This is a genomic window from Arthrobacter sp. G.S.26, assembly GCF_050847375.1.
Classification (GTDB): domain Bacteria; phylum Actinomycetota; class Actinomycetes; order Actinomycetales; family Micrococcaceae; genus Arthrobacter.
Genome location: NZ_CP193752.1, coordinates 1,116,202 through 1,137,310, shown reverse-complemented (window position 1 = coordinate 1,137,310; position 21,109 = coordinate 1,116,202). Strand labels below are relative to the sequence as shown.

The following is a 21,109-nucleotide window of genomic DNA, read 5'->3' as shown; positions in this document are numbered from 1 at the left end:
TAAGGAGTGACAACATGGGTATTCTCGGATTTCTCATTTTGGGCTTGATCGCCGGCGCCATCGCAAAGGCAATCCTGCCCGGGCGCCAAGGCGGAGGCTGGGTGGTCACCCTGGTCCTCGGCGTTGTGGGCGCCCTCCTGGGCGGCTGGATCGGATCGCTGATCTTTGGCGGCGGCTTGGCAGAATTCTTCGACATCCGCACCTGGCTGCTCGCCATCCTGGGCTCGATCGTAGTGCTCCTGGTCTACGGCGCTGTGGCCAACCGCGGACGCAGCCGGGCTTAGCAGCCCGGGTCCCACCACAAAACACAAAGATGCCGTCCCCCTTTCGGAGGGCGGCATTTTTGTGTCCTGTACTGGCTTCCGTTCCTGCCATTGCAGCGGTTCATGGCCGCGGCGGGGTGTAACAACCGGGAAACCGATTCCGCACATCGCCGCACATTTGTGGAAATTGGTTTTATGATGTGCGAGGGGGTGGTGTCATGGCCGGATCAGGTCACGCCAATGATGTGGCAGTGCGGATGTTCGGCGCGATGCTTGACGCCAGTCCGGATGCCTTGCTGGCGCTTACTGGCGGGGGAACCGTGACCCTGGCCAACGCCGCCGCCTCGCGGCTGTTCGGGTACAGCCCGGAGGAATTGAGCGGACTCCCTGTCGGGGCGCTGCTCGGCGCCGGCTTTCAGCAGGAACTGGCCCAGATCCTGGGCCGGTCCGGGGCCGGCTCCCCCAACCACCCGCCGTTGCTGGAGGCGCAGGCCATCCGCCGCGATGGCACTGCCTTCCACGCAGAGGTGGCCGGGTCTCCGGTTCCGGCGGACACGGGTGCCGCCGGTGGCCACCCGGACGGGCCCCTGCTGTTGGTCTCGGTGCGGGATACAACCCACCGGCACGCCACCAACGCCGATCTGCGCGAGGCCATGTCCCTGCTCACGGCGACGCTGGAATCCACCGCTGACGGGATCCTGGTGATGAGCAGGGAGGGCCGGGTGGCGGGCTACAACGACAATTTCCTGACCATGTGGGGCATACCGCCCGAGCTCCTCCAGGGCGACAGCGAGGAACCCATCATGCGGATCATCGTGGGGCAACTCGCTGACCCCGTAGCCTTTATGGGTCGCCTGAACGAATTGGACGACAATCCGGAAGAAGAAAGCCACGATGTGGTGGATTTCCGTGACGGCCGGACCTTCGAACGGTATTCGAGGCCGCAGCGGGTGGGCCAGGGCATCGTGGGACGGGTGTGGAGCTTCCGGGATGTGACTCCGCGCCGGAAGGCACAGGAGCAGGCGCAGCAGGCAATGCTCGACCTGGCAGCGCAAACGGAAAAACTCCGGGCCATGGCTTTCCAGGATCCGTTGACCGGGCTGGCCAACCGGGCAGTTTTTAATGATGCCCTAGCCGTGGCCCTGGCTGAGCCCCGGTTGAAATCCGTGGACGTCCTCCTCCTGGACCTGGACGACTTCAAGGAAGTCAACGACATCCTGGGGCACCAGGCCGGTGACGACATGCTCGTTGAGGTGGCACGCCGGCTCCGGGGCTGCGTACCCACCGCCGAGGTGGTGGCCCGGCTGGGCGGCGACGAATTTGTGGTGCTGCTGACCGCCAGCCCCGACGCGGATGAGATCGCCGAATGCATTGTCCGCTGCCTGCACGTCCCGGTGACAATCCACGGCACGCTGCTGCGGCCCAGCCTCAGCCTGGGCCTGGCCTCCAAGAGCCAGGACACGCTGGGCCCCTCCGAGCTGCTGCGCCAGGCGGACATTGCCATGTACGCGGCCAAGGCTGCAGGCAAGAACCGGTTCCTGCGTTTCCACCCGGACATGATGACGGCGCTGGTGCAGCGGACCGACATGGAAGGCGGCCTGCGGCTCGCGGTTCCCCGCGGCGAGATCAGCGTCGATTTCCAGCCGATTGTCTCGCACCGCATGGGGCAGGTGGTTCAAGTCGAAGCCCTGGCCCGGTGGACCCGCGCCGGGGAGCGGGTGCCGCCGTCGGTCTTTATCCCCCTCGCCGAACGCACGGGCCTGATCAGTGAGATCGGCATCGAGGTGATGGCCCTGAGCATGGTGCAGCTGGCGGGCTGGCTCAGCGAGGACCCCGCCAGGTCGCTGGCCGTGAACGTTTCGGCTGTGCAACTGCAGGAGTCCGATTTCGCAGAAAAGGTACTGAGCCTGGCGGAGGCCAGCGGCGTGTCAGCCTACCAATTGGTGGTGGAGGTTACCGAGAGCGTGTTTTTCGACGACGACTGCGCCCTCATCAGGCAACTGGGCACCCTCCGGAACGCCGGCGCCCGGGTGGCGCTGGACGATTTCGGCACCGGTTATTCCTCCCTGGGCAGGCTGCAGGACCTTCCCGTGGACACCGTAAAGATCGACAAGTCCTTCGTCTCCATGGTGCGGACCGGCCTGGAACGCCTGCCCATCCTCAGCTCCATGATCAACATGGCCCACAGCCTGGGCCTGACAGTCACTGCGGAGGGCGTCGAAACGGCAGCCCAGGCCGACTACCTCACGGCCCTGGACTGCGACACGCTGCAGGGCTATCTGTTTTCCCTGCCGGAGCCGGGATCCCGGCTGGTGCAGGCGGTCCGGCATGCCGAGGCGGCGCTCACCGCGCTGAAGCAGCGGGAGTAGCCGGGCTGGTTGTTATCCGGTCCGCCTAAGCGGCCTGTTTGCGTCCGGGCTGGTGGGGGTGTTTGTCGGCGTCACCGGCGGCGGGTGCCGGGCGCTTGGCGGCGCCCTGCGTGGGCTGCCGCGGCGGCGCAGGCCGGGTGTGCTGCTGCGGCGGCGTTGCCTGCGCGTTCCTGGCGGCGGTTGCGGGCTTCGAAGTGGCGGCCTTGGCGGGAGCTTCGGTCCGGTCGGATGACGCCGGGGCTGACGCGCGTTCCAGCGCCTGGAACGCGGCGCGGTTGCGGCGCCAGCGGCGGATCAGGCTCGCGGCGGCCAGTAGTCCGGCCAACGGCGACAGCACCGCTGCGAAGTACACAAAAAGGAGCCACGTCAGCGTTGCCAGCGGCGGCTGGTTGTTGTGCAGGAGGGAGAGTCCGCCCAGCAGCCCTACAGCCCAGAAGGCCAGCACGGCAGTGAGCACCGCGGCGGCCGGAAAATACTGGTTGGTCACGATCTTCTTGAGGGTTTCCATGCATTTTCCTCCTGCCTGGCCGGGGCTCGGCGAACGCCGTTCATTTCAAGTATGGGGCCGCGGGTGACGAATACAGCGCAAGACGCCGTGGCGAGTGATGAACATAACCGGATACTTTTCTCGCCCGGTTCCTGCCCTGCCCGCCGACCCCGGATCCTTCCCTCCGGACGGCCCGCGGAATACGGTAGGACCAGGGCCGGATCAGGGTCCCTTGACGCCTTTGGAGGCACCGATGCGCAAAGTCACAGCAGGCCTGTTCCATTCCGTGGACGGCGTGGTTTCCGATCCTTTCAAGTTCCAGTTCGACAGTTTTGACGCGGAGCTTGGCCAGGGCCTGAGCCGGATGATGGAAACCGTGGACACGGTGGTCCTGGGCCGGGTGAGCTACGAGGAATGGGCGGGCTACTGGCCCACGGCATCGGCGGACGAGGACTTTGCCGGCTTCATCAATCCTGTGGAAAAGTTCGTCGCTTCAAAAACCCTGGCCGACCCCCTTGAGTGGCAAAACTCCACCGTGATGGACGCTCCCCTGGAAGACTTCGTCGCGGGCCTGAAAGCCCGTGAAGGCGGCGAGATCGCGGTGTGCGGCAGTATCTCCATCACCCGCCAACTGCTTTTTGCCGGCCTCCTCGATGAGCTCACCCTGATGACCCATCCCGTGGTGGCCGGGACGGGCCGCAGGCTGTTCGAGGACGGCGACCCGCTTACGCGCCTGGTGTTGGCGGATCAGTCCCGCACCAGCAAGGGCAATGTCCTGAGCACCTACAAACGGCTGGACTAGGCCCGCGCCAGGGCGGCGATGTCTGCAGGGGTGGTCCGGCAGCAGCCGCCAAGGATGCGGGCACCGAGCCCGCGCCATGCTCCTGCGCCCTGGGCCAGGCCCGGCACACCAGCAGCGGCGGCATCCGTTCCGGCCGTCCAGGTCTTGGCCACGGGGTCAAAGGTCTCGCCGGAGTTGGGATAGGCCATCAGGGGTGTCGCTGTGGCGCGGCCCAGCGCTTCGAGGGCAGGTGAGACCAGCCGCAGCGGCACGCAGTTCACCCCCACCGCGGCCACCAGCGGCTCGGCATCAAGGAGGGCGGCCACGGCTTCCAGCGGGGTGCCGTCCGCCAGGTGCCCGCCGTCCTGCAGCGAGAACGTGAACCAGGCTTCGACGCCGTACTCCCGGACCAGGGCCACCAGGGCTTCCGCTTCGGCAAACGACGGAAGTGTTTCGCAGGCGAGGACGTCAGCGCCGGCATCCACCAGCGCGGCGATCCTGGACCGGTGGAAATCCTCGAAGGCAGCCGGCGACAGCACGTAGTCGCCCCGGTACTCGGAGCCGTCTGAAAGGTAGGCGCCGTAGGGGCCCACCGAACCTGCCACCAGGAGCGGGCCGGCGTCAGGGTGCGCTGCCAGGTGCCCGCGCCGGGCCTCGTCCGCCAGGCTGACGGACAGCGCCACCAGCTCCAGCGCGGCCGCTGCGGACAGGCCCCGGCGGGCGAACCCCAGGGGTGTGGCCTGATAACTGGCGGTGGTGGCAATGCCGGCCCCGGCCGCGAAGTAGTCGCTGTGGACGTCCCGGATCAGGTGCGGCTGCTCCACCAGCACCTTGGCTGACCAGAGCGGATCGTCCAGGTTGCAGCCGCGTGCCTCCAGTTCGGTAGCCAGGGCACCATCGGAAATAAGGTTTGCGCGGGCTTCCAGGAGACGGGAGAGGGACGTGGCGCTGGGCATGGGACGAACTCCAAAACGTGGTGATTTCAGCATGGGCAACGTGCCATGCCGTTGGCGGGGAAGGCGCAGGACGGGAAGGCGCCGTGGGCTGGTTGCGGCCGGCGGCTGCGTCCTACCCGTCACCGGTGCGGTCAGCACCGGGCCGGGCTGCCGCCGTCGTCCGTGTCCTGCCGTGCCGGAAGTGGAACCAGGCGTAGCACCCGGCCACAAACGGGACGCCGAAGTACAGCGCCGCCACTTGGTTGGGATCCAGGGCGATCCCGATCAGGGAGACCACGCAGAGGGTGAACGCGAGGATCGGGACCAGCGGGTAGAGCGGAGCCCGATAGGTGAGGGACGCAACGTCGCCGCCGCGGCGGACGAACGCGCGGCGGTGGAAGAAGTGCGAGGCGGTGATGGACATCCAGACGGCCACCACGGCGAAGCCGGCCACCGACACCAGCACCAGGTACACGGTTTCGGGTGCCACCACGCTGCTGATGAGTGACGCTACGCCGCCCACCATGCTCACGGAGAGGGCAATCAGCGGGATGCCGCGGCGGGTGAGGCGGCGGAACGCGGCGGGCGCGTGGCCCTCGTCGGCCAGGGAGTAGAGCATCCGGGCGCAGGAAAAGAGGCCGCTGTTGCCGGCGGAGAGGAGCGCGGTGATGATCACGAAGTTCATGATGTCGGCCGCGAAGGGGATGCCGACGGCGGAGAACACCGTGACGAACGGGCTCTCGTCCAGGCCCACCTCGGTGTACGGGATGGTGGCGGCGATGACGGCGATGGCGCCCACAAAAAAGATCAGCAGCCGGATCACGGTGGTGCGCATGGCTTTCGGGATGCTGGTGGCCGGGTCCTTGGTTTCGCCGGCGGCCACGCCGATCAGCTCGGAGCCGGAAAACGCGTAGAACACGGCGAGCACGGTGATAAAAACGCCGGTGAACCCGTTGGGGAAAAGCCCGCCTTCGGTGGCGAAGTTTTCGAACAGGAGCGGGTGGTTGCCGCCTCCGCCGAGGGGCTGGAACCCCAACAGCGCCGCGCCGCCCAGCACAATCAGCCCGATGATGGCGGCCACCTTGATGATGGCGAACCAGAACTCGGACTCGCCGAAGAACCTGGCGGACACGGCGTTCAAGCCGAACAGCACGGCCGCGAAGACCAGGCACCAGACCCACACGGCGACGTCCGGGAACCAGCGCTGCATCAGCAGGCCGGAGGCGGTGAACTCGGACCCGATGGCCACGGCCCAGCAGAGCCAGTACAGCCAGGCGGTGGTGAACCCGGTGGCGGGGCCGATGGACCGCGCGGCGTAGATGTGGAACGCGCCGGACACCGGGTACGCGATGGCCAGTTCCCCCAGGCACGCCATCACCAGGTACACCACAAACGCGCCCACCAGGTAAGCAAGCACCGCGCCCAGCGGTCCGGCCTGGGAGATGGTGTAGCCGGAGCTGAGGAACAGGCCGGAGCCGATCACGCCGCCCATGGCGATCATCACCAGGTGCCGCGGACCCATGGAGCGCCGGAGTCCGGGCGGGTGAGCCGCGTCGCGGTTTGGTGCGGCGGGCTGGACGGCCAGCGTCGGGTGTGCAGGGGTTTCCACGGGTCTCCAGGGGATTCAGGGGGTGCTTACGGGCCGAAGAAGTGCCCGTCGCCAGAGCCGAAAGTAGCACAATCCCCGAATTTGGCGCGTTAAAAACAAAAATACTTGTTCATATTGATCATTTTCTGCTTCGGGGCCTGGTGCTCAGGCGCGTTTCCTGGAACGCACGACGGCGGCGAGGGCCTCGCGCCGCCGTCGCGCGTTCCGCGTGTGGTTGGGAAGGCCGGTGCTGGGCGGGTCAGGGCAGCGGGCAGCCGCGGACCCGTTCCACGGCTGCGGCGCTGGGCTCCTGACCTGCGGTGCGGAGGCCGGCCACCACGCCTGCGGCATCTTCAGCGGACCGGTTCTGGCTGAGCTTCTCCTTGGCCTCGACCCGGGTGATCACCAGCTCCAGGCCCACGATGGCGCGAAGCTGCCCGGCGATGAACTTTTCCGGGGCCTCGTCCACGGACCAGGGCTTGGCCCGGCCGGACTCGTTCAGGTCGGAGAGCCGGCGGACGTGGCGGGCCAGCCAGTCCGGATTGTCGTGGATGACCAGGCGGCCGTAAATGTGCGCGGTGGAGTAGTTCCAGGTGGGCACCACGCGGCCGTGCTCTGCCTTGGACGGATACCAGCCGGGCGAGATGTAAGCGTCCGGTCCCTGGATGATGGCGAGCGCCTCGCCCGTGGCCGGGGTGGACCACTGCGGGTTGTTTCGGGCAACGTGGGACTGCAGCGCGCCCAACTCCCCCGCTTCCGGATCAAAAACAAAGGGCAGGAGCGTGGCCAGCAGACCCTGGTCCGTCATGGTCACCAGGTTTGCGGCGGATGGGACTGTGAGGAGTTCCTGGATTGCTGCCGGCTGGGCGGCGAAGTGGGCTGGGGTGTACATGGTTTTTCCTTTCGGGGAGCTGGTGGTTCAGCGGGTCGGGGTGGGACTGCTTTTTGGGCTGGGACTGCTGTTTGGGCTGGGGCTGCCGAGGCGGACCCGGACGGCGGCGCCGGCGCAGGCGACAACTGCCAGGCCGCCAACCCAGGTGGTCCAGGGCAACGCCTCCCCCAGCAGCAAAGCGGCCCAGCAGATGCTCAGGACGGGCTGGATAAGCTGGATCTGGCTGACCCGGGCGATGGGACCGATGGCCAGCCCGCGGTACCAGGCCAGGAAACCGAGGAACATGCTGACCACCGCCAGGTACCCGAACGCCGCCCACTGGACAGGCGTGGCCACAGGAGGCTGGGCAGCCACGGCAAGCCCGGCGAGCAGCAGCATCAGGGGCAGGGCCAGGATGAGGGCCCAGGCGATGGTTTGCCAGGAGCCAATCTCGCGGGCCAGCAGGCCACCTTCCGCATACCCGATGGCGGCGGAGACCACGGCGCCCAGCAGGAGCAGGTCCGCCCATCGCCACTGGCCGGCCCCGCCGGACTGCAGGAACGCGAATCCCACGGCGGCGAGCGAGCCCAGCGCAATGACCAGCCAGAATGTGGTGGGCGGACGCTCACCGGTGCGCAGGATGGCCGCGGTGGCGGTGGCGGCGGGCAGGAGCGCGATCACCACGGCGCCGTGGCTGGCGGGCACGTCGGTAAGCGCAAAGGAGGTCAGGAACGGAAAGCCGATCACCACACCGCCCGCGACGAGTGCCAGCCGGGCCAGGATAGCGGCGGACGGCAAACGCTGCCTGGTGAGGACGAGGGCAGCGCCGGCCAGGATCCCGGCGATGACGGCGCGGCCGGAGCCGATGAACAGCGGCGACAGGCTGGCCACGGCCACACGTGTGAAGGGAACCGTGAAGGAAAATGCCACCACTCCGAGGAGGCCCCACCAAATACCGTTACCTTGATGCGGCAGTACCGGTGGCCGCTTTTCGATAGTAGCGCTACTATGTTCTCTCATGAACAACGATAGCAGTTCGCGGATCGTCTGGGCCCTCAAGCAGTGGATTTCGCAGGCTGCGCCCGGTGCCCAGCTGCCGTCCACGCGCTCCCTCGTAGCCGAATACCAGGCCAGTCCGGTGACGGTGCAGAAGGCCCTGCAGGTGTTGACTGGGGAGGGACTGATCGAAAGCCGGCCCGGCGTCGGAACGTTTGTCCGGGCGGTCCGCGCCGTGCGGCCCGCGGACTACGGCTGGCAGACGGCGGCTTTGGGATCCCCGCAAACGGTGCTGCCGCCGTCGTCCGGCACTATGCGGAACGTGCCCAACGACGCCATCACGTTCCACTCCGGCTACCCGGACCGGGAGCTGTTGCCGGAGCGCCTGGTGCGCACCGCCCTGACGCGGGCGGCACGCGGCGACGCGGCGCTGTTCCGGCCGCCGGCCGCCGGCCTGCCGGAGCTGCAGACCTGGTTTGCGCACGAGCTGGGCTCCGCTGCCCCGGCCGGGATCACGGCGCCCATGCCCAGCGACGTGATTGTCCTGCCAGGAAGCCAGAGCGGGCTCAGCTCCATCTTCCGGGCGCTGGTGGGTGCGGGGCAGCCGCTGCTGATCGAATCGCCCAGCTACTGGGGCGCCATCCTGGCGGCAACCCAGACGGGAGTACGGCTGGTGCCGGTGCGCAGCGGACCGGACGGCCCGGACCCGGTGGAACTGGACCGGGCGTTCACGGAATCCGGGGCCAGGGTGTTCTACGCGCAGCCCAACTACTCAAACCCGTCCGGCGCGCAGTGGGCACCGGGTCACGGCGAGGAGATCCTTACGGTGGTCCGGCGGCATGGCGCGTTTATGGTGGAGGACGACTGGGCGCACGATTTTGGTATCACCTCACAGGCCGTGCCCGTGGCGGCCCGGGATGATGCCGGGCACGTGGTCTACCTCCGCTCCTTGACCAAAAGCGTGTCCACGGCCATCCGGATCGCGGCCGTGGTGGCCCGCGGTCCGGCCCGGGAACGGATCCTGGCGCACCGGGCGGCCGAGTCGATGTACGTCAGCGGGCTGCTGCAGGCTGCCGCCCTGGACGTGGTGACCCAGCCCGGCTGGCAGTCGCATCTGCGGAGCCTGCGCCAGCAGCTGCAGTCGCGCCGGGACCTGCTGGTCACCAGCATGCGCGAGCACGCCCCGGGCGCTCATCTGGAGCTGCTGCCCAAGGGCGGGTTGAACCTGTGGTTCCGCCTGCCGGATGGCACGGACCTGGGCCGCCTGGCCCGGGACTGCGAGGACGCCGGGGTGTTCATCGCTGCGGGCACAGAGTGGTTCCCTGCCGAGCCCGCCGGCCCGTTCATCCGGCTCAACTACGCCGGACCAAACCCGGGCGCCTACCCGGCCGGGGCCAAGGTGATCGGCGAGGCACTGGCCCGGAACGGGCGCTGACGGCCGCTCCCCAAGGAATGGCTCAAGATTTGCGCCTGACCCGCTTTCCAGCTGTGGACGACGGCTACGCTGGCCGTAAAATCGCATCCGGCAGGACCTGGGGGACAAAGTGACTGCGCATTCAAACCGGGCTTGGGCGGGCCCTGCCCGGCACCTCAACGCCGCCGTGCCGGCCGGACTAACGGGGCGGGAACCCGCCCAAACGGCGTTCATCACGGTGGCCATGATTGCGACGGCGGTGCTCCTCGCCGGCTGCGGCGGGTCCACCGCCTCGCTCAGTACTGCGGGCGGCACGGCGGAAACCAGCACGGCAACACCGTCTGCCACCGCCCTGCCGATCGCCAACACTGCGTGCGCCCCCGTGGATGGCCAGCGGGCGTCGGACGGAGACACTTATGTGTGCACCAGGGATGAGACGGGGACGCTGGTGTGGCTGGAGGAATCGGCGGCCCGGAGCCTGACCACAAAGCTGGTGGCTGCCGCCGCCAGCAAGGCAGCAGCAGAGAAGGCCGCCGCGGACAAAGCGGCGGCTGACAAAGCGGGCGCCGAGAAGGCAGCGGCAGAGCGGGCAGCGGCAGAGCGGGCAGCGGCAGAAAAGGGAGCGGCCGACAAAGCGGCTGCCGAGCAAGCCGCCTCGGAGCAGGCAGCGGCAGAAAAGGCAGCGGCCCAGGCCCAGGCCGCCCGGGACGCAGCGGCCGCCCAGGCAGCAGCCGCAGCCGCTGTGCCGCCGCAGGGGGCAGCTCCGGCAGCACCTGCGGCGGCGTCTGGCTGCGATCCCAACTATTCAGGCTGCGTCCCGATCGCCTCGGACGTTGACTGTGCCGGCGGAAGCGGAAACGGACCCGCTTACGTCCAGGGCCCTGTCAGCGTCATTGGCAGCGACATCTATGGGCTGGACAGGGATGGCGACGGCTTCGGCTGTGAAGGCTAGGTCCCTCAGACCGAGGCTTTGACCAGCTCTTCACTCTTGTCCCAGAGGGCGCGGGCCAGTTCGGCGTCGTACGCCTGCTTGTTGGCCTTCGCGAGTGCACGCTTGGCGTAGTACAGCCCGGAAATCCAGTCGGTGCCGGCCGTGCCATTGATGAGCCACAACAGGGTGTCCGCGCCCTGGTCCGGGGTGAGCATAAAACGGTTAAGGATCGTTTTGTACGCGTGCCGCATGGGGCTGGTGGACTCGGCCGCGAAGTTGGTGCGGACCACGCCCGGGTGGAAGGCCGCCGTCGAAATTCCCTGGTCGCTGAAGCGGCGGTGCAGTTCGGTGGTGAAGAGAATGTTGGCGAGTTTGCCGGTGCCGTACGCACGGTTGGTGGAATAGCCCTGCTCGGAGGTGAGATCGAACAGGTCCAGTTTGCCGAAGCCGTTGGCAGCGCTGGAGGTGTTGATGACCTTGGCGTTGCTGGCGATCAGGGTGTCCATCAGCAGCGAGGTCAGCAGGAACGGGGCCAGGTGGTTGATCTGGAAGGTGGCTTCGTTGCCGTCCACGGTGAGGGTGCGCTTGCCCATGATGCCGCCGGCGTTGTTGGCCAGGACGTCGATCCGCGGGTACTTTTCCGACAGCTCAGCAGCGAGCCGGCGGACCTGGGCGAGGTCGGCGAAGTCGGCCAGGAAGTAATCAGTGCCGATTTCACGGGCCAGGCTGCTGGTCTTTTCCGCGGAACGGCCCACCACAACCACAGTGTCCCCCGCTTTGGCCAGCGTCCGGGCGGCGGCTGCGCCGATGCCGTCGCTGGCGCCGGTGATCACAATGGTGCGAGGAGTCAAGGTGTGTCCTTTGGTTGGGGCGAAGACGCGCTTGGGGGAAAGCACGTTGCCCTTGGGACAACGAAGGCGGGGCAACAGGTGTTCCCACCTGTCGCCCCGCCGCTGCGCTCCCCCACCCAACTAGGTCGCAGTTGTTGTCGTTTTGAGGGCCCAAAACGACAACAACTGCGAGTCAGTTGGGCGGGAGGTACGGAAGGTTAGCCGCCCACACCCGCCACCAGGAAGATGGCCGCCGCGATGCCGAAGCCCATCACGCCGATCAGGGTTTCCATCACGGTCCAGGTTTTCAGGGTGGTTTTGACGTCCATGCCGAAGAAGCGGCCCACCAGCCAGAAGCCGGAGTCATTGACGTGCGAGACCACAACCGAGCCGGCAGCCACGGCAATGACCAGCGCAGCCACCTGCATGCCGTTCAGCCCGGCCAGGGCCACGGCCGGAGCGATCAGCCCTGCCGTGGTCGTCAGCGCCACCGTGGCGGAACCCTGGGCGATGCGCAGGATCGCGGAGATGAGGAAGCCGGCCAGGATCAGCGGGATACCGAGGTTGCCCAGCACGTCTGCCAGCGCCTGGCCGATGCCGGAGGTGCGCAGGACACCGCCGAACATGCCGCCGGCGCCGGTGATCAGGATGACGGAGCAAACCGGGCCGAGGGAGGATTCGAGCAGCTTCTCGAGGTCGCCGCTGTCCCTGCCGCGGCGGGCGCCCAGGACGAACAGGGCCACGAGGACCGCGATCAGCAGTGCCACCGGGGTTTCGCCCAGGGTCCGCAGGATCTGGAACCACTGTTCCTTCTTGACGTCCTCGGACAGCACGCCGGAGGAAGCGAGGGTATTCAGGCCCGTGTTGAGGAAGATCAGGATCAGCGGGAGCAGCAGCAGGCCAACGATAGTGCGGAATTTCGGCGGGTTCTGCTCGGCTTCTACGGATGCGTGGCCCAGGAGTTCCGGGACGGGCAGGACCAGCTTCTTGCCGGTGTAGAGGCCGTAGAGGTAGGCGGTGACGTACCAGGTGGGGATGGCGGTGATGAGGCCGGCGATCATCACCAGGCCAACGTTGGCCTCAAAGAACGCGGCTGCAGAGACCGGTCCCGGGTGCGGCGGCAGGAAGATGTGCATCACGGAGAACGCACCGGCGGCGGGAAGCCCGTACCGGAGCACACCGCCGCCCAGGCGGTTTGCCACGGCGAAGACCACCGGCAGCATAACCACCAGGCCGGCGTCGAAGAAGATGGGGAAGCCGAAGATCAGCGAGGCCAGGCCCAGCGCGAACGGGGCGCGCTTTTCACCGAAAACACCGATGAGGTAGTCGGCGAGCACTTTTGCGCCGCCGGAAGTTTCCACAATGCGGCCCAGCATGGCGCCGAGGCCCACCAGGAGCGCCACGGTGCCCAGGGTGGTGCCGAATCCGTTGATCAGGACGGGAACCACCTGGTTGGCGGGGATGCCGGTGGCGAACGCGGTACCCAGGCTGACCATGATCAGCGCTATCAGGGCGTGGATGCGCAGCTTGATGATCAGGAACAGCAGCACAACGATCGCTGCCGCTGCGATGAGCAGCAGGGGGCCTGCGCCCAGGGTTTGAGTCCATCCTTCGATGGTCATGATTCTCCTTTGAAACAGTGGGATAAAGGGGTGATGCGGAAGGTCAGTGGGTGACGGGGAGCTTGAGCGCGGCCACAACGGCGGCAACCAGCTCCTCCGGTGACTGCGAGATATCGAGGCGGAGGCTGCCGGCGTCGAGCTCCTCCTGGCTGAGCGGCTCCAGGGTGGCGAGCTGGCTGGGCAGGAGGGTGGGCGGCATAAAGTGGCCTTCACGTCCCTGCATCCGCTCACTCAGGAGGTCGGCGCCACCGTCAAGGTGCAGGAAAATGACGCGTCCCTGCGCCTCGGCCAGCAGCCGGCGATAGCTTTGCTTGAGCGCGGAGCAGGTCAGGACGGTGCTGTGGCCTGCTGCGGCCTGCGAACTCATCCATTCCTGGATCTTTGCCAGCCAGGGCCATCGGTCCTCGTCCTGGAGCGCGATTCCCTGGGTCATCTTGGCGATGTTTGTTTCGGGGTGGAATTCGTCCGCTTCGGCGCAGGCCCAGCCCAGTTGGTGCGACAGGGCAGCGGCCAGGGTCGATTTTCCGGATCCGGCTACGCCCATGACCACCAGATGCGTGGGGGGATACTGCATGTCATACCTCCGAGGAAAGACGTCTTTGGCTGTCGAAGCAAGCTTAGTAACGGCCCCTTTAGCAGTGGGCTGAGTCATAAGGTATCACCTTTTAGACTCATAGATACTATCTTTTCGTGTCACAAGTCATACCTTTTCGAATTTTCGGTATTCTAGGAGGGCGCTGCGGCGCGGAGAGAGGCGGGCAGATGTCGACGGCGACAGTTGGGGATGCGGATAACGCGGACGACGGCGGGGCCTCCCCCGCCATGCAGGGCAGGGTTTTGGAGGCGGTTGGCGTGGCCATCGCGTCAGGGAGCCTTCCGCCGGGGAGCCGATTGACGCTGGAGGGCCTGCAGCAGGAGTACGGGATCTCGCGGACCGTTGCGCGGGACACCATGAAGGTGCTGGAGTCGATGAACCTGGTGTACTCCCGGCGGCGGGTGGGCATCGTGGTGCAGGAACGCAGCCTGTGGAATGTGTTTGACCCCAAGCTGGTGCGGTGGCGGTTGGCCTCGGACCGCCGCGAGCTGCAGTACGCCAGCCTTACAGAGCTGCGGATCGCCGTGGAACCCATTGCCGCGGCCGGCGCCGCCCGCCGCGCGTCTGCGGCGGAGCGCGCGCAGCTTGTTTCCCTGGCTGGAGACCTGCGCCGGCTGGGAGAGGCGGGCGACCTTCAGGCCTTCCTCGCCGTGGACATCGAGTACCACCAGCTCTTGCTCCGGTCCTGCGGCAATGAAATGTTCCGGGCTTTGGAGGGAATGGTGGCCGAGGTCCTCACCAGCCGGACCAAGCAGGGACTGATGCCCTTCAAGCCGCGGAACGAGGCCTTGCAGGCCCACGAGGATGTAGCTGCCGCCGTTGCCGGCGGTGACACTGTGGCAGCCGAGCAGGCGATGCTCCACATCCTGTTTGAGGTCCGCGAGGCGATGGGCCTCCTCTAGCCGGCTTCACGAACGGCCAGGGCGCTGCGACGGCTAATCCCGCGGAACCGGCGCCGCCCAGCCTCCGCTTGCGCGGGGCCGGGCAGCGGGGCGGCTCAGCGGCCGTTGTACTGGTCGTCGGTGACGTGCTCTTTCCAGTCCGTGGTGTTGGCCGGATCGTCGGCGTTTTCCAGCATGGCGATGTGTTCCATGAAGGTGCCGGGCGCGGAGGCGTGCCAGTGGTCCTGGCCGGGCGGGGTGTAGAGCGTCTGGCCGGCGTGGACCTCGATGATGTTTCCTTCGCGGTCGCCGAAGCGGGCGACGCCCCGGGTAACGCGCAGGTACTGGCCGCGGGCATGGGAGTGCCAGGCGGTGCGGGCTCCCGGCGCGAACTTCACGGTGGCAACCACCATGCGCTGGTCCGCCTCATGCGGTGCAGCGATCACGTCCAGCCAGACGTCACCGGCAAACTGTGCGGGCGGGTTCTTTACGGTGGGGGTACTCGGTTCGATATTCACCGTTCCACCACACCACACCGGGCCCGGCGGTGGGAGTCCCTGCCGTAACAAGTACTGGCATTACCCCTTAGGCGCCCTGATGCAGCACGCCCGGGTTAACAAAAACAGGGTCTGCCCGGAGGCAGACCCTGCTTCAAGAAACCTAACGGTCCCGGAACTCTAAGGAATTAGAGAGCCTGGATGTTGGTGGCCTGGGGACCCTTGGGGCCCTGCTCGGTGTCGAAGGAAACCTTCTGGTTCTCTTCGAGTGAACGGAAGCCGTTCGAGTTGATTGCGGAGTAGTGTGCGAAGACGTCCTGTGAGGAGTCATCGGGGGAAATGAAGCCGAAGCCCTTTTCAGCGTTAAACCATTTGACGGTACCAGTAGCCATTATTTTTGTCCTTCGTGAAGGTGGAGGGAAAGTCCCGACTTTCGGGCCCTCCGGTGTGGGGTGTTCAAAACCGCTACTTCAGAAGAACGCGGACTTTCGACCGCGCGTACTGCCTGAACTACCAACTGCATAAACACAACAACAGGATCAACACTACAGGATTTTCCGGGAACAGCGAGCCACGTGCGTCACACAGCCGCCTCAGGGGCCTCTCAGCAGGCCTTGCTCCCCCGCGCCACAGCCAGGGCGCAGCTGTCGGATGCGCCGGCGGGCACCCTGTAACTTAGGCATAACATCCACCGGTCCAAGGACACCCATGAATAACGCCCGCCGCAAGCCACGCAGGTGGAGCCTCCAGCGGGAATGGTCCCGCGTGTTCACGATGATGCTCGTGGCACTGATGGCGGGCGCCGCTATCACCATTGTTGGCGTGAGGTTCGTGGTGAACGGGATGGAGGACGCAGCCATGCGCCTTCAGGTTGAGTACGCCAGTGTTGCGGGCCTCAGCGAGGCACTGGAAGCGCACGAAAGGTCCGGTTACCGATTGCTGGCGGCTGCCAGTCCGGAGCGCGGGTCTTTCAGCCAGGGACAGGCAGAGGTCGGTCGCCTTTTCGAGGCGGCCGCTGCGGCAGGACCTGACGACGCCGGCCGGTTGGCCGCCCTGGAGCGCGCCCGGCAACGATGGCAAACCGGCATGGAACAGGCAGGCCTTTGGAATGGTGCCGGGTCAAGTCCCGCCGGTAGCCAGGGACCAGCGCTGCTGGCCGAAACCGGCGCGGACGTACGGTCCCAGTTGGCGGCGGTACAACAGTCTTCCCTGCAGGCCCTCGATTCCGGGCTTGTGGACACACGGGCCATGGAACGCCTCATCTCGGCGGGCCGGCTGGGACTGTTTGTTGTTGCCATCGGCGCCACCTTGTATTTCCGGCGGCGGATGACAGTGCACCTGACCCGCCCCCTCAACGCGCTCCGCCACGGGGTAATGAAACTGCAGTCCGGCGACTACACGCACAGGCTGCCGGTGGCCCGCAGCGATGAACTGGGTGAGGTCACGGCGGCGTTCAACAAGATGGCGTCCGCACTCCAGGAAAGCCACACAGCCCTGACCTACCGGGCCACCCATGACGAGCTCACCGGACTTGGCAACCGCGCGGCACTGGCTGAACGCCTGGCCGCCCCCGTCGATCCGGACACCAGCACGCGGGAGGGCCTGCTGTTCATCGATATTGACGATTTCAAGGAAGTCAACGATTCACTGGGCCACGAAGGAGGCGACGCCCTCCTGGTCCAGCTGGGGCACCGCCTGCGGGACTGCGTGGGAGCGGACAACCTGGTGGTGAGGCTGGGAGGCGATGAGTTCGCCGTCGTTGTTGCGGACGACGGCGGCACCACCGCGGGGACGGAAAGGATCGCCGGGCGGATCAACACCGCCCTCAACGAGCCTTTTGTCGTCAGCGGGCGCACGCTGTGGATCTCCTTGAGCATGGGCGTCGCCCAACGCACGGCGGAAACCGCTGACGTCACTGAGCTGCTGCGGCAAGCGGACTCTGCGATGTACCGGGCAAAACTTGGCGGCAAGGCCCGGTACGAGGTCCACGGCACTTAGTCCGGCAGCCGCCGTCGTGCGGATTCTGCCCGCTCGCGGCCTTCCCTGGCCACAAAAGCCAGGGCGAGCCGGCGTTTCCCGTCCAGTACAGCCACGCTGGAAGCGTCGGCGTGTGCGTCCGGCTGGATCGCAGCCAGCCGCTCCGCCAGGGTTTCCGGGGCCACAAGTTCCAGCTCCACCAGGGCCCGGACAAGCTCCAGGTCGTTGGGCCGGTGCACCATCAGTTTGGCGGCGCACAGATCATGCGGATCGAGGCACAGGCCGGTGGCTTCCCCTGCGGACCGGAAAGGAACCAGCCGGTTTTCCCAACCCCGCGGCAGGATCGCAGTCCGCGGGCGTGCACCCTCTAGGTAAAAGCCGTTGGCCGCGTGGAATTCGGACGATTCGCCGGCTTCGTAACTGAGCTGGTCCGCAAGGGCGTCGTCGTTGCCCGTCCCAAAGGGGGCGATGGCCACGCGCCCGGCCATCGTGACGGAGACCGGCAACTGGTCCTCGGGGAAGGAACCCAGAAGCGACTGGCTGCCCATGACCAGGACGCGGGGGTGCTGGATAATCGCCGCGGCCGCAGCGATGGCAGGGCCAAGATCAGACCGCAGCACAATGCCCGGCCGTCATCTTCGCAACCTGTAGCCGGGGCGCCGCGTCACACATAGGTGCATGATACCTGCGCAACCTGCGGATCACCCGGCAGGCTGATGCGCGGAGCAGCGAAGCAAGGAAACTCCTTGGCGGACAGCCCGGCTTGTGTGTCTAGACTCTTGAGCTTGATGGTTAACTGACCGCCGGTCACTCAGAAAGGAGCACTGTGTCTGTTCCCGCTACGTGGCGAAAGGTCCGAACGAGGACGGCATACAAGGGCTTCGTGACGATCAACCGTGATACCTACGAAGAGCCGGATGGGGCCGTGACCGACTGGGACGTCATTGCCGGCCGTGATTCTGCCGCAACCCTTGCGTTCACACCTGCAGCAAGCCACGTTGTCCTTTTCGAACAGTTCCGCGTTGGACCCGGGAAGGCATTACTTGAACTCCCGGGGGGATACCTCAACAGCAACGAGCAACCCGCAGATGCAGCCCTTCGGGAATTACGGGAAGAAACCGGCTATCACTCAGAATCAGCCTTCTACGCCGGCTCGGAGTGGTGGGCTGCGAACTCGCCGAGACGTAAGCATCTCCTCATCGTTGCCAACGCGGCGGAGGCATCTGAGACGGCCTGGGATGATTCTGAATCAGGCCACGTTCGCCTTCTTCCCGTTGGGGAACTTATGGATTTTCTTGTCAGCGGGGAACTCACGGACGCCGGACTTGCCTGCCGCGGTATGGCGGCCTTCGCGCGCAGCACTCCCGAAACCCAGGTTCTCGCAGATCTCCGTGACTGCGTCCGCAAACTTCTGATCGCCCCGTAGGACTTGCGACCCCAAAGACGGTGGCTGCCGGCGCCCCTCGACCGGGCCCGCCAACAGGCATATCCTGCATCCAGCAGGGATCTGCAACCGGGAGAAGCACCATGGAAATGCCCAAAGCCTCCGACGCCGACAAGGACCGTTTCCGCGCCATCGTCCCGGACCATCCGGACGTGGTGATCAAGCCGATGTTCGGCAACCTGGGGGCCTTCGTGAACGGCAACATGTTTGCCGGGCTGTTCGGCGCCACCATCGGCGTGAAGCTCTCCGAGAGGGACCGGGCTGCCCTCGAAGCCGCCGAACGCACCGTCCCGTTCGGCCCACCGGAGCGTCCCATGGGCGGTTACACCGGACTCCCGGAAGCGTGGAATGAGCAGCCCGCCAAGGCCAGATCCTGGGCGGACAAGGCCTACGAACACATCGCAGCGCTGCCGCCCAAGCAGCCCAAGTCCGCCGGCACCAAGTCCGCCAGGAGGTAGCGATGGCCCCCGCCGGCCCTGCCACAAACATCAACACACTGGTGATCGGCGCCGGCCAGGCAGGCCTCGCCACCAGCTACTGGCTCACCCAAAATGGCGTGGACCATCTGCTGCTGGACCGGCGCGACGCCCTGGGCGGCGCGTGGCAGGACAGGTGGGACTCGTTTTACCTGAACACGCCCAACTTCGCGTTGGCCCTCCCAGGAATGGCGTACGACGGCGACCCTGACGGTTTCCTGCCCCGGGACACCGTCATCGGGTTCTTCCGGGAGTACGGCGAGCGCATCCAAGCGCCGCTGCAGTTGGGCACTTCCGTCACCCGGGTTTCGCAGGACGGTACCGGATTCAACGTGGAAACGACCCGGGGCCACTGGCACGCCAACAACGTGGTCCTGGCCAACGGCGCCTTCCAGCACCCACGGATTCCCTCCGCCGCAGCCGGCATCCCCGGCAACATCACGCAGCTGCACAGCCACGACTACCGCAACCCGTCCGCGTTGCCCCAGGGCGCAGTCCTGGTGGTGGGCACCGGACAGTCGGGCGGCCAGATCACCGAGGACCTGCTCGACGCCGGACGTGAGGTCCACCTTTCGGCCTCTTCCTGCCCTGAGGCGCCGCGCCGTTACCGGGGCAAGGACCTCTTCGACTGGATCTGGCAGGTCAACCTCCACGGACCGGCGGCAGGCATCACCGGTCTCCAGGCGGACCAGCTGCCCTCCCCCGCGGCCCGGCTGTTCTGCAACCCGCAGATCTCCGGGAACAACGGGGGCCACAGCATCCACCTCCGTGACCTGGGCCGACGCGGCGTGCACCTGCACGGCAGGTTCGAGGGAGTGGACGACGGCGGGGCGCTCACCTTCACGGACGATCTGCCGGAACGCCTTGTGCAGGTCGAGGGAGGATTCGGGCACCGGCTGCGGCTCATCGACGCCTATATCGAAGCAGCGGGCCTCGACGCGCCGGAAATTGAGGAGCCCGCGGTGGACACGTGGCTGCCGGCCACGGACGGCGCCCGGCTGGACCTCGAGGCCGCAGGTGTCACCTCAATCGTCTGGTCCACCGGCTACAGCCTGGACTTCGGCTTCCTGGACGTCCCGGTACTGGACGAATGGAACTACCCCCTGCATACCCGCGGCGTCACCAAGGTGCCTGGACTCTACGTCGTCGGCCTGCCGTGGCTTACCCGCCACGCTTCCGCAACCCTGCCGGGCGTTGGGCCGGACGCTGGGTACGTGGCGGAGCACCTCGCGGCGCGGCCAGGCTGAGCCCTACCGCCCCGCGTCCACAAGGTCAGCGACAAAACGGGTATTGTCGTGCGCTGATCGCCAGCTCCGCTGACCAGAACCTGAGGATCTCCCTATGGCCCGCATCTTTATTACCGGTTCCGCCCAAGGTCTTGGCCGGGCTGCCGCTGAGACCCTCCTAGGCGAGGGCCACCGGCTGGTGGTCCATGCCCGCGACAGCGGCCGCGCGGCCACGCTGGCGGATCTGGTGCGCCGGGGTGCCGATGTTGTCATCGGCGACCTTGCCGACCCCCAGCAGGCCCGCAGCGTCGCGGAGCAGGTCAACGAGCTGGGTCGGATGGACGCCGTCATCCATAACGCCGGCGTCTACGGCGAAGGACATCGCAACCCCACCAAGGCCGGACATCCCCGAACCTTGGCCGTTAACACCCTGGCGCCGTACCTGCTGACTGTCCTGATCCGGAATCCGGGGCGGCTGATCTACCTCACCAGCGACATGCACCTTGGCGGCAGCGGCCAACTCGACGACATGGACTGGGACGCCAGGAAATGGGACGGCACCCAGGCGTACTGCGACAGCAAGCTGTTTGTCACTGCCCTTGCACTCGCTGTAGGCCGCCTCCGGCCAGGAACCCTGACCCACGCAGTCGATCCCGGCTGGGTGCCCACCCGCATGGGTGGAGCCTCCGCGCCGGATGATCTGGTTGAAGGCCACCTGACGCAGTCATGGCTTGCCGTCAGCGACAGTCCGGAGGCGGGCAGCAGCGGTTCGGTGTGGCACCACCGCCGTCCTGCCCCGATCGCCGCAGCAGCCCGCGACGTCGGCTTCCAGGACCAGCTCCTGGAAGTTCTGGCCCGGATGACAGGGGTCCGCCTGCTCACCTGAGAGCCAGGTTTACCCCCTGTCTGCGGCCGGCAGGGTATGG

22 protein-coding genes are annotated in these 21,109 nt (G+C 66.7%); 11 read left to right on the top strand and 11 right to left on the bottom strand.

Going from position 1 to position 21,109, the window contains the following annotated elements; genetic code table 11:
* The first annotated feature begins 14 nt into the window (after window positions 1–14).
* Complete coding sequence (locus tag ACRB8A_RS05280) at window positions 15–284, top strand: GlsB/YeaQ/YmgE family stress response membrane protein (RefSeq protein WP_050684852.1); 270 nt, start codon at window positions 15–17, stop codon at window positions 282–284.
* A gap of 197 nt (window positions 285–481) precedes the next feature.
* Window positions 482–2,632, top strand: coding sequence for an EAL domain-containing protein (locus ACRB8A_RS05275; RefSeq protein ID WP_432245775.1), 2,151 nt, complete (start codon window positions 482–484; stop codon window positions 2,630–2,632).
* Window positions 2,633–2,657: 25 nt separating this feature from the next.
* Here ACRB8A_RS05275 and ACRB8A_RS05270 read toward each other — a convergent pair whose 3' ends face one another.
* Window positions 2,658–3,140 (bottom strand): hypothetical protein, encoded by a 483-nt coding sequence (locus ACRB8A_RS05270; protein WP_056597859.1) that lies wholly within the window; start codon window positions 3,138–3,140, stop codon window positions 2,658–2,660.
* Window positions 3,141–3,372: 232 nt separating this feature from the next.
* On the opposite strand from ACRB8A_RS05270, the gene ACRB8A_RS05265 reads away from it, so the two are divergent.
* Window positions 3,373–3,921, top strand: coding sequence for a dihydrofolate reductase family protein (locus tag ACRB8A_RS05265; protein WP_050684849.1), 549 nt, complete (start codon window positions 3,373–3,375; stop codon window positions 3,919–3,921).
* On the opposite strand, the gene mmuM is transcribed toward ACRB8A_RS05265, so the two are convergent.
* The 4 genes from mmuM to ACRB8A_RS05245 form a co-directional block, all read right to left on the bottom strand.
* Window positions 3,918–4,856 (bottom strand): homocysteine S-methyltransferase, encoded by a 939-nt coding sequence (gene mmuM, locus ACRB8A_RS05260; RefSeq protein ID WP_432245774.1) that lies wholly within the window; start codon window positions 4,854–4,856, stop codon window positions 3,918–3,920. The genes ACRB8A_RS05265 and mmuM overlap by 4 nt on opposite strands.
* Before the next feature lie 112 nt (window positions 4,857–4,968).
* The gene (locus ACRB8A_RS05255) at window positions 4,969–6,420 is read right to left on the bottom strand and encodes an amino acid permease (protein ID WP_432246015.1); all 1,452 of its coding nucleotides are present in this window, start codon (window positions 6,418–6,420) and stop codon (window positions 4,969–4,971) included.
* 262 nt (window positions 6,421–6,682) lie between these two features.
* A complete protein-coding gene (locus ACRB8A_RS05250; RefSeq protein ID WP_432245773.1) occupies window positions 6,683–7,315 on the bottom strand; it encodes an FMN-binding negative transcriptional regulator in 633 nt (210 codons plus the stop codon).
* A 27-nt stretch (window positions 7,316–7,342) separates the two neighbouring features.
* Window positions 7,343–8,314, bottom strand: a complete 972-nt coding sequence (locus tag ACRB8A_RS05245; protein WP_432245772.1) for a DMT family transporter — start codon at window positions 8,312–8,314, stop codon at window positions 7,343–7,345.
* Here ACRB8A_RS05245 and ACRB8A_RS05240 point away from each other — a divergent pair.
* Window positions 8,313–9,725, top strand: a complete 1,413-nt coding sequence (locus ACRB8A_RS05240) for a PLP-dependent aminotransferase family protein (RefSeq protein WP_050684844.1) — start codon at window positions 8,313–8,315, stop codon at window positions 9,723–9,725. The genes ACRB8A_RS05245 and ACRB8A_RS05240 overlap by 2 nt on opposite strands.
* 109 nt (window positions 9,726–9,834) lie before the next feature.
* Window positions 9,835–10,656, top strand: coding sequence for a hypothetical protein (locus ACRB8A_RS05235; RefSeq protein ID WP_432245771.1), 822 nt, complete (start codon window positions 9,835–9,837; stop codon window positions 10,654–10,656).
* 5 nt (window positions 10,657–10,661) lie between these two features.
* Here ACRB8A_RS05235 and ACRB8A_RS05230 read toward each other — a convergent pair whose 3' ends face one another.
* The 3 genes from ACRB8A_RS05230 to ACRB8A_RS05220 all read right to left on the bottom strand — a co-directional run bounded on the left by ACRB8A_RS05230 (window position 10,662) and on the right by ACRB8A_RS05220 (window position 13,661).
* Entirely contained in the window at window positions 10,662–11,486 is an 825-nt protein-coding gene (locus tag ACRB8A_RS05230) for an SDR family NAD(P)-dependent oxidoreductase (RefSeq protein WP_432245770.1), read from the bottom strand.
* Between the two features lie 197 nt (window positions 11,487–11,683).
* On the bottom strand, window positions 11,684–13,087 hold the full coding sequence (locus tag ACRB8A_RS05225) for a GntP family permease (protein WP_050684842.1): 1,404 nt from the start codon (window positions 13,085–13,087) through the stop codon (window positions 11,684–11,686).
* Window positions 13,088–13,130: 43 nt separating this feature from the next.
* Window positions 13,131–13,661, bottom strand: coding sequence for a gluconokinase (locus tag ACRB8A_RS05220; protein WP_432245769.1), 531 nt, complete (start codon window positions 13,659–13,661; stop codon window positions 13,131–13,133).
* Window positions 13,662–13,849: 188 nt separating this feature from the next.
* Between ACRB8A_RS05220 and ACRB8A_RS05215 the strand changes: the two genes are divergently transcribed.
* Window positions 13,850–14,584: a FadR/GntR family transcriptional regulator gene (locus ACRB8A_RS05215; RefSeq protein WP_082178221.1), complete on the top strand. Its 735-nt coding sequence runs from the start codon at window positions 13,850–13,852 to the stop codon at window positions 14,582–14,584.
* Window positions 14,585–14,679: 95 nt separating this feature from the next.
* Here the strand turns inward: ACRB8A_RS05215 and ACRB8A_RS05210 are convergent, their stop codons facing one another.
* Both ACRB8A_RS05210 and ACRB8A_RS05205 read right to left on the bottom strand, forming a co-directional pair.
* Entirely contained in the window at window positions 14,680–15,081 is a 402-nt protein-coding gene (locus ACRB8A_RS05210) for a (R)-mandelonitrile lyase (RefSeq protein ID WP_056600630.1), read from the bottom strand.
* Between the two features lie 167 nt (window positions 15,082–15,248).
* Window positions 15,249–15,452: a cold-shock protein gene (locus tag ACRB8A_RS05205; protein WP_009372930.1), complete on the bottom strand. Its 204-nt coding sequence runs from the start codon at window positions 15,450–15,452 to the stop codon at window positions 15,249–15,251.
* 316 nt (window positions 15,453–15,768) lie between these two features.
* Between ACRB8A_RS05205 and ACRB8A_RS05200 the strand changes: the two genes are divergently transcribed.
* Window positions 15,769–17,058 (top strand): diguanylate cyclase domain-containing protein, encoded by a 1,290-nt coding sequence (locus tag ACRB8A_RS05200; protein ID WP_432245768.1) that lies wholly within the window; start codon window positions 15,769–15,771, stop codon window positions 17,056–17,058.
* Here the strand turns inward: ACRB8A_RS05200 and ACRB8A_RS05195 are convergent.
* A complete protein-coding gene (locus ACRB8A_RS05195) occupies window positions 17,055–17,657 on the bottom strand; it encodes a hypothetical protein (protein WP_285240882.1) in 603 nt (200 codons plus the stop codon). The genes ACRB8A_RS05200 and ACRB8A_RS05195 overlap by 4 nt on opposite strands.
* A gap of 263 nt (window positions 17,658–17,920) precedes the next feature.
* Between ACRB8A_RS05195 and ACRB8A_RS05190 the strand changes: the two genes are divergently transcribed.
* The 4 genes from ACRB8A_RS05190 to ACRB8A_RS05175 all read left to right on the top strand — a co-directional run bounded on the left by ACRB8A_RS05190 (window position 17,921) and on the right by ACRB8A_RS05175 (window position 21,069).
* On the top strand, window positions 17,921–18,463 hold the full coding sequence (locus ACRB8A_RS05190) for an NUDIX hydrolase (protein ID WP_432245767.1): 543 nt from the start codon (window positions 17,921–17,923) through the stop codon (window positions 18,461–18,463).
* A 101-nt stretch (window positions 18,464–18,564) separates the two neighbouring features.
* Window positions 18,565–18,939: a TfoX/Sxy family protein gene (locus tag ACRB8A_RS05185; RefSeq protein ID WP_432245766.1), complete on the top strand. Its 375-nt coding sequence runs from the start codon at window positions 18,565–18,567 to the stop codon at window positions 18,937–18,939.
* A gap of 2 nt (window positions 18,940–18,941) precedes the next feature.
* Window positions 18,942–20,204, top strand: coding sequence for a flavin-containing monooxygenase (locus ACRB8A_RS05180; protein ID WP_432245765.1), 1,263 nt, complete (start codon window positions 18,942–18,944; stop codon window positions 20,202–20,204).
* Between the two features lie 94 nt (window positions 20,205–20,298).
* Window positions 20,299–21,069: an SDR family NAD(P)-dependent oxidoreductase gene (locus ACRB8A_RS05175; RefSeq protein ID WP_432245764.1), complete on the top strand. Its 771-nt coding sequence runs from the start codon at window positions 20,299–20,301 to the stop codon at window positions 21,067–21,069.
* Window positions 21,070–21,109: the final 40 nt, after the last annotated feature.

Bases quoted from the DNA above. Each gene is read 5' to 3' on its own strand.
- ACRB8A_RS05240 (WP_050684844.1), top strand. From the start codon at position 8,313: ATGAACAACGATAGCAGTTCGCGGATCGTCTGGGCCCTCAAGCAGTGG.
- ACRB8A_RS05225 (WP_050684842.1), bottom strand. From the start codon at position 13,087: ATGACCATCGAAGGATGGACTCAAACCCTGGGCGCAGGCCCCCTGCTG.
- ACRB8A_RS05275 (WP_432245775.1), top strand. From the start codon at position 482: ATGGCCGGATCAGGTCACGCCAATGATGTGGCAGTGCGGATGTTCGGC.
- ACRB8A_RS05245 (WP_432245772.1), bottom strand. From the start codon at position 8,314: ATGAGAGAACATAGTAGCGCTACTATCGAAAAGCGGCCACCGGTACTG.
- ACRB8A_RS05180 (WP_432245765.1), top strand. From the start codon at position 18,942: ATGGCCCCCGCCGGCCCTGCCACAAACATCAACACACTGGTGATCGGC.
- ACRB8A_RS05215 (WP_082178221.1), top strand. From the start codon at position 13,850: ATGTCGACGGCGACAGTTGGGGATGCGGATAACGCGGACGACGGCGGG.
- ACRB8A_RS05280 (WP_050684852.1), top strand. From the start codon at position 15: ATGGGTATTCTCGGATTTCTCATTTTGGGCTTGATCGCCGGCGCCATC.
- ACRB8A_RS05220 (WP_432245769.1), bottom strand. From the start codon at position 13,661: ATGCAGTATCCCCCCACGCATCTGGTGGTCATGGGCGTAGCCGGATCC.
- mmuM (WP_432245774.1), bottom strand. From the start codon at position 4,856: ATGCCCAGCGCCACGTCCCTCTCCCGTCTCCTGGAAGCCCGCGCAAAC.
- ACRB8A_RS05185 (WP_432245766.1), top strand. From the start codon at position 18,565: ATGGAAATGCCCAAAGCCTCCGACGCCGACAAGGACCGTTTCCGCGCC.
- ACRB8A_RS05265 (WP_050684849.1), top strand. From the start codon at position 3,373: ATGCGCAAAGTCACAGCAGGCCTGTTCCATTCCGTGGACGGCGTGGTT.
- ACRB8A_RS05270 (WP_056597859.1), bottom strand. From the start codon at position 3,140: ATGGAAACCCTCAAGAAGATCGTGACCAACCAGTATTTTCCGGCCGCC.
- ACRB8A_RS05175 (WP_432245764.1), top strand. From the start codon at position 20,299: ATGGCCCGCATCTTTATTACCGGTTCCGCCCAAGGTCTTGGCCGGGCT.
- ACRB8A_RS05250 (WP_432245773.1), bottom strand. From the start codon at position 7,315: ATGTACACCCCAGCCCACTTCGCCGCCCAGCCGGCAGCAATCCAGGAA.
- ACRB8A_RS05205 (WP_009372930.1), bottom strand. From the start codon at position 15,452: ATGGCTACTGGTACCGTCAAATGGTTTAACGCTGAAAAGGGCTTCGGC.
- ACRB8A_RS05200 (WP_432245768.1), top strand. From the start codon at position 15,769: ATGAATAACGCCCGCCGCAAGCCACGCAGGTGGAGCCTCCAGCGGGAA.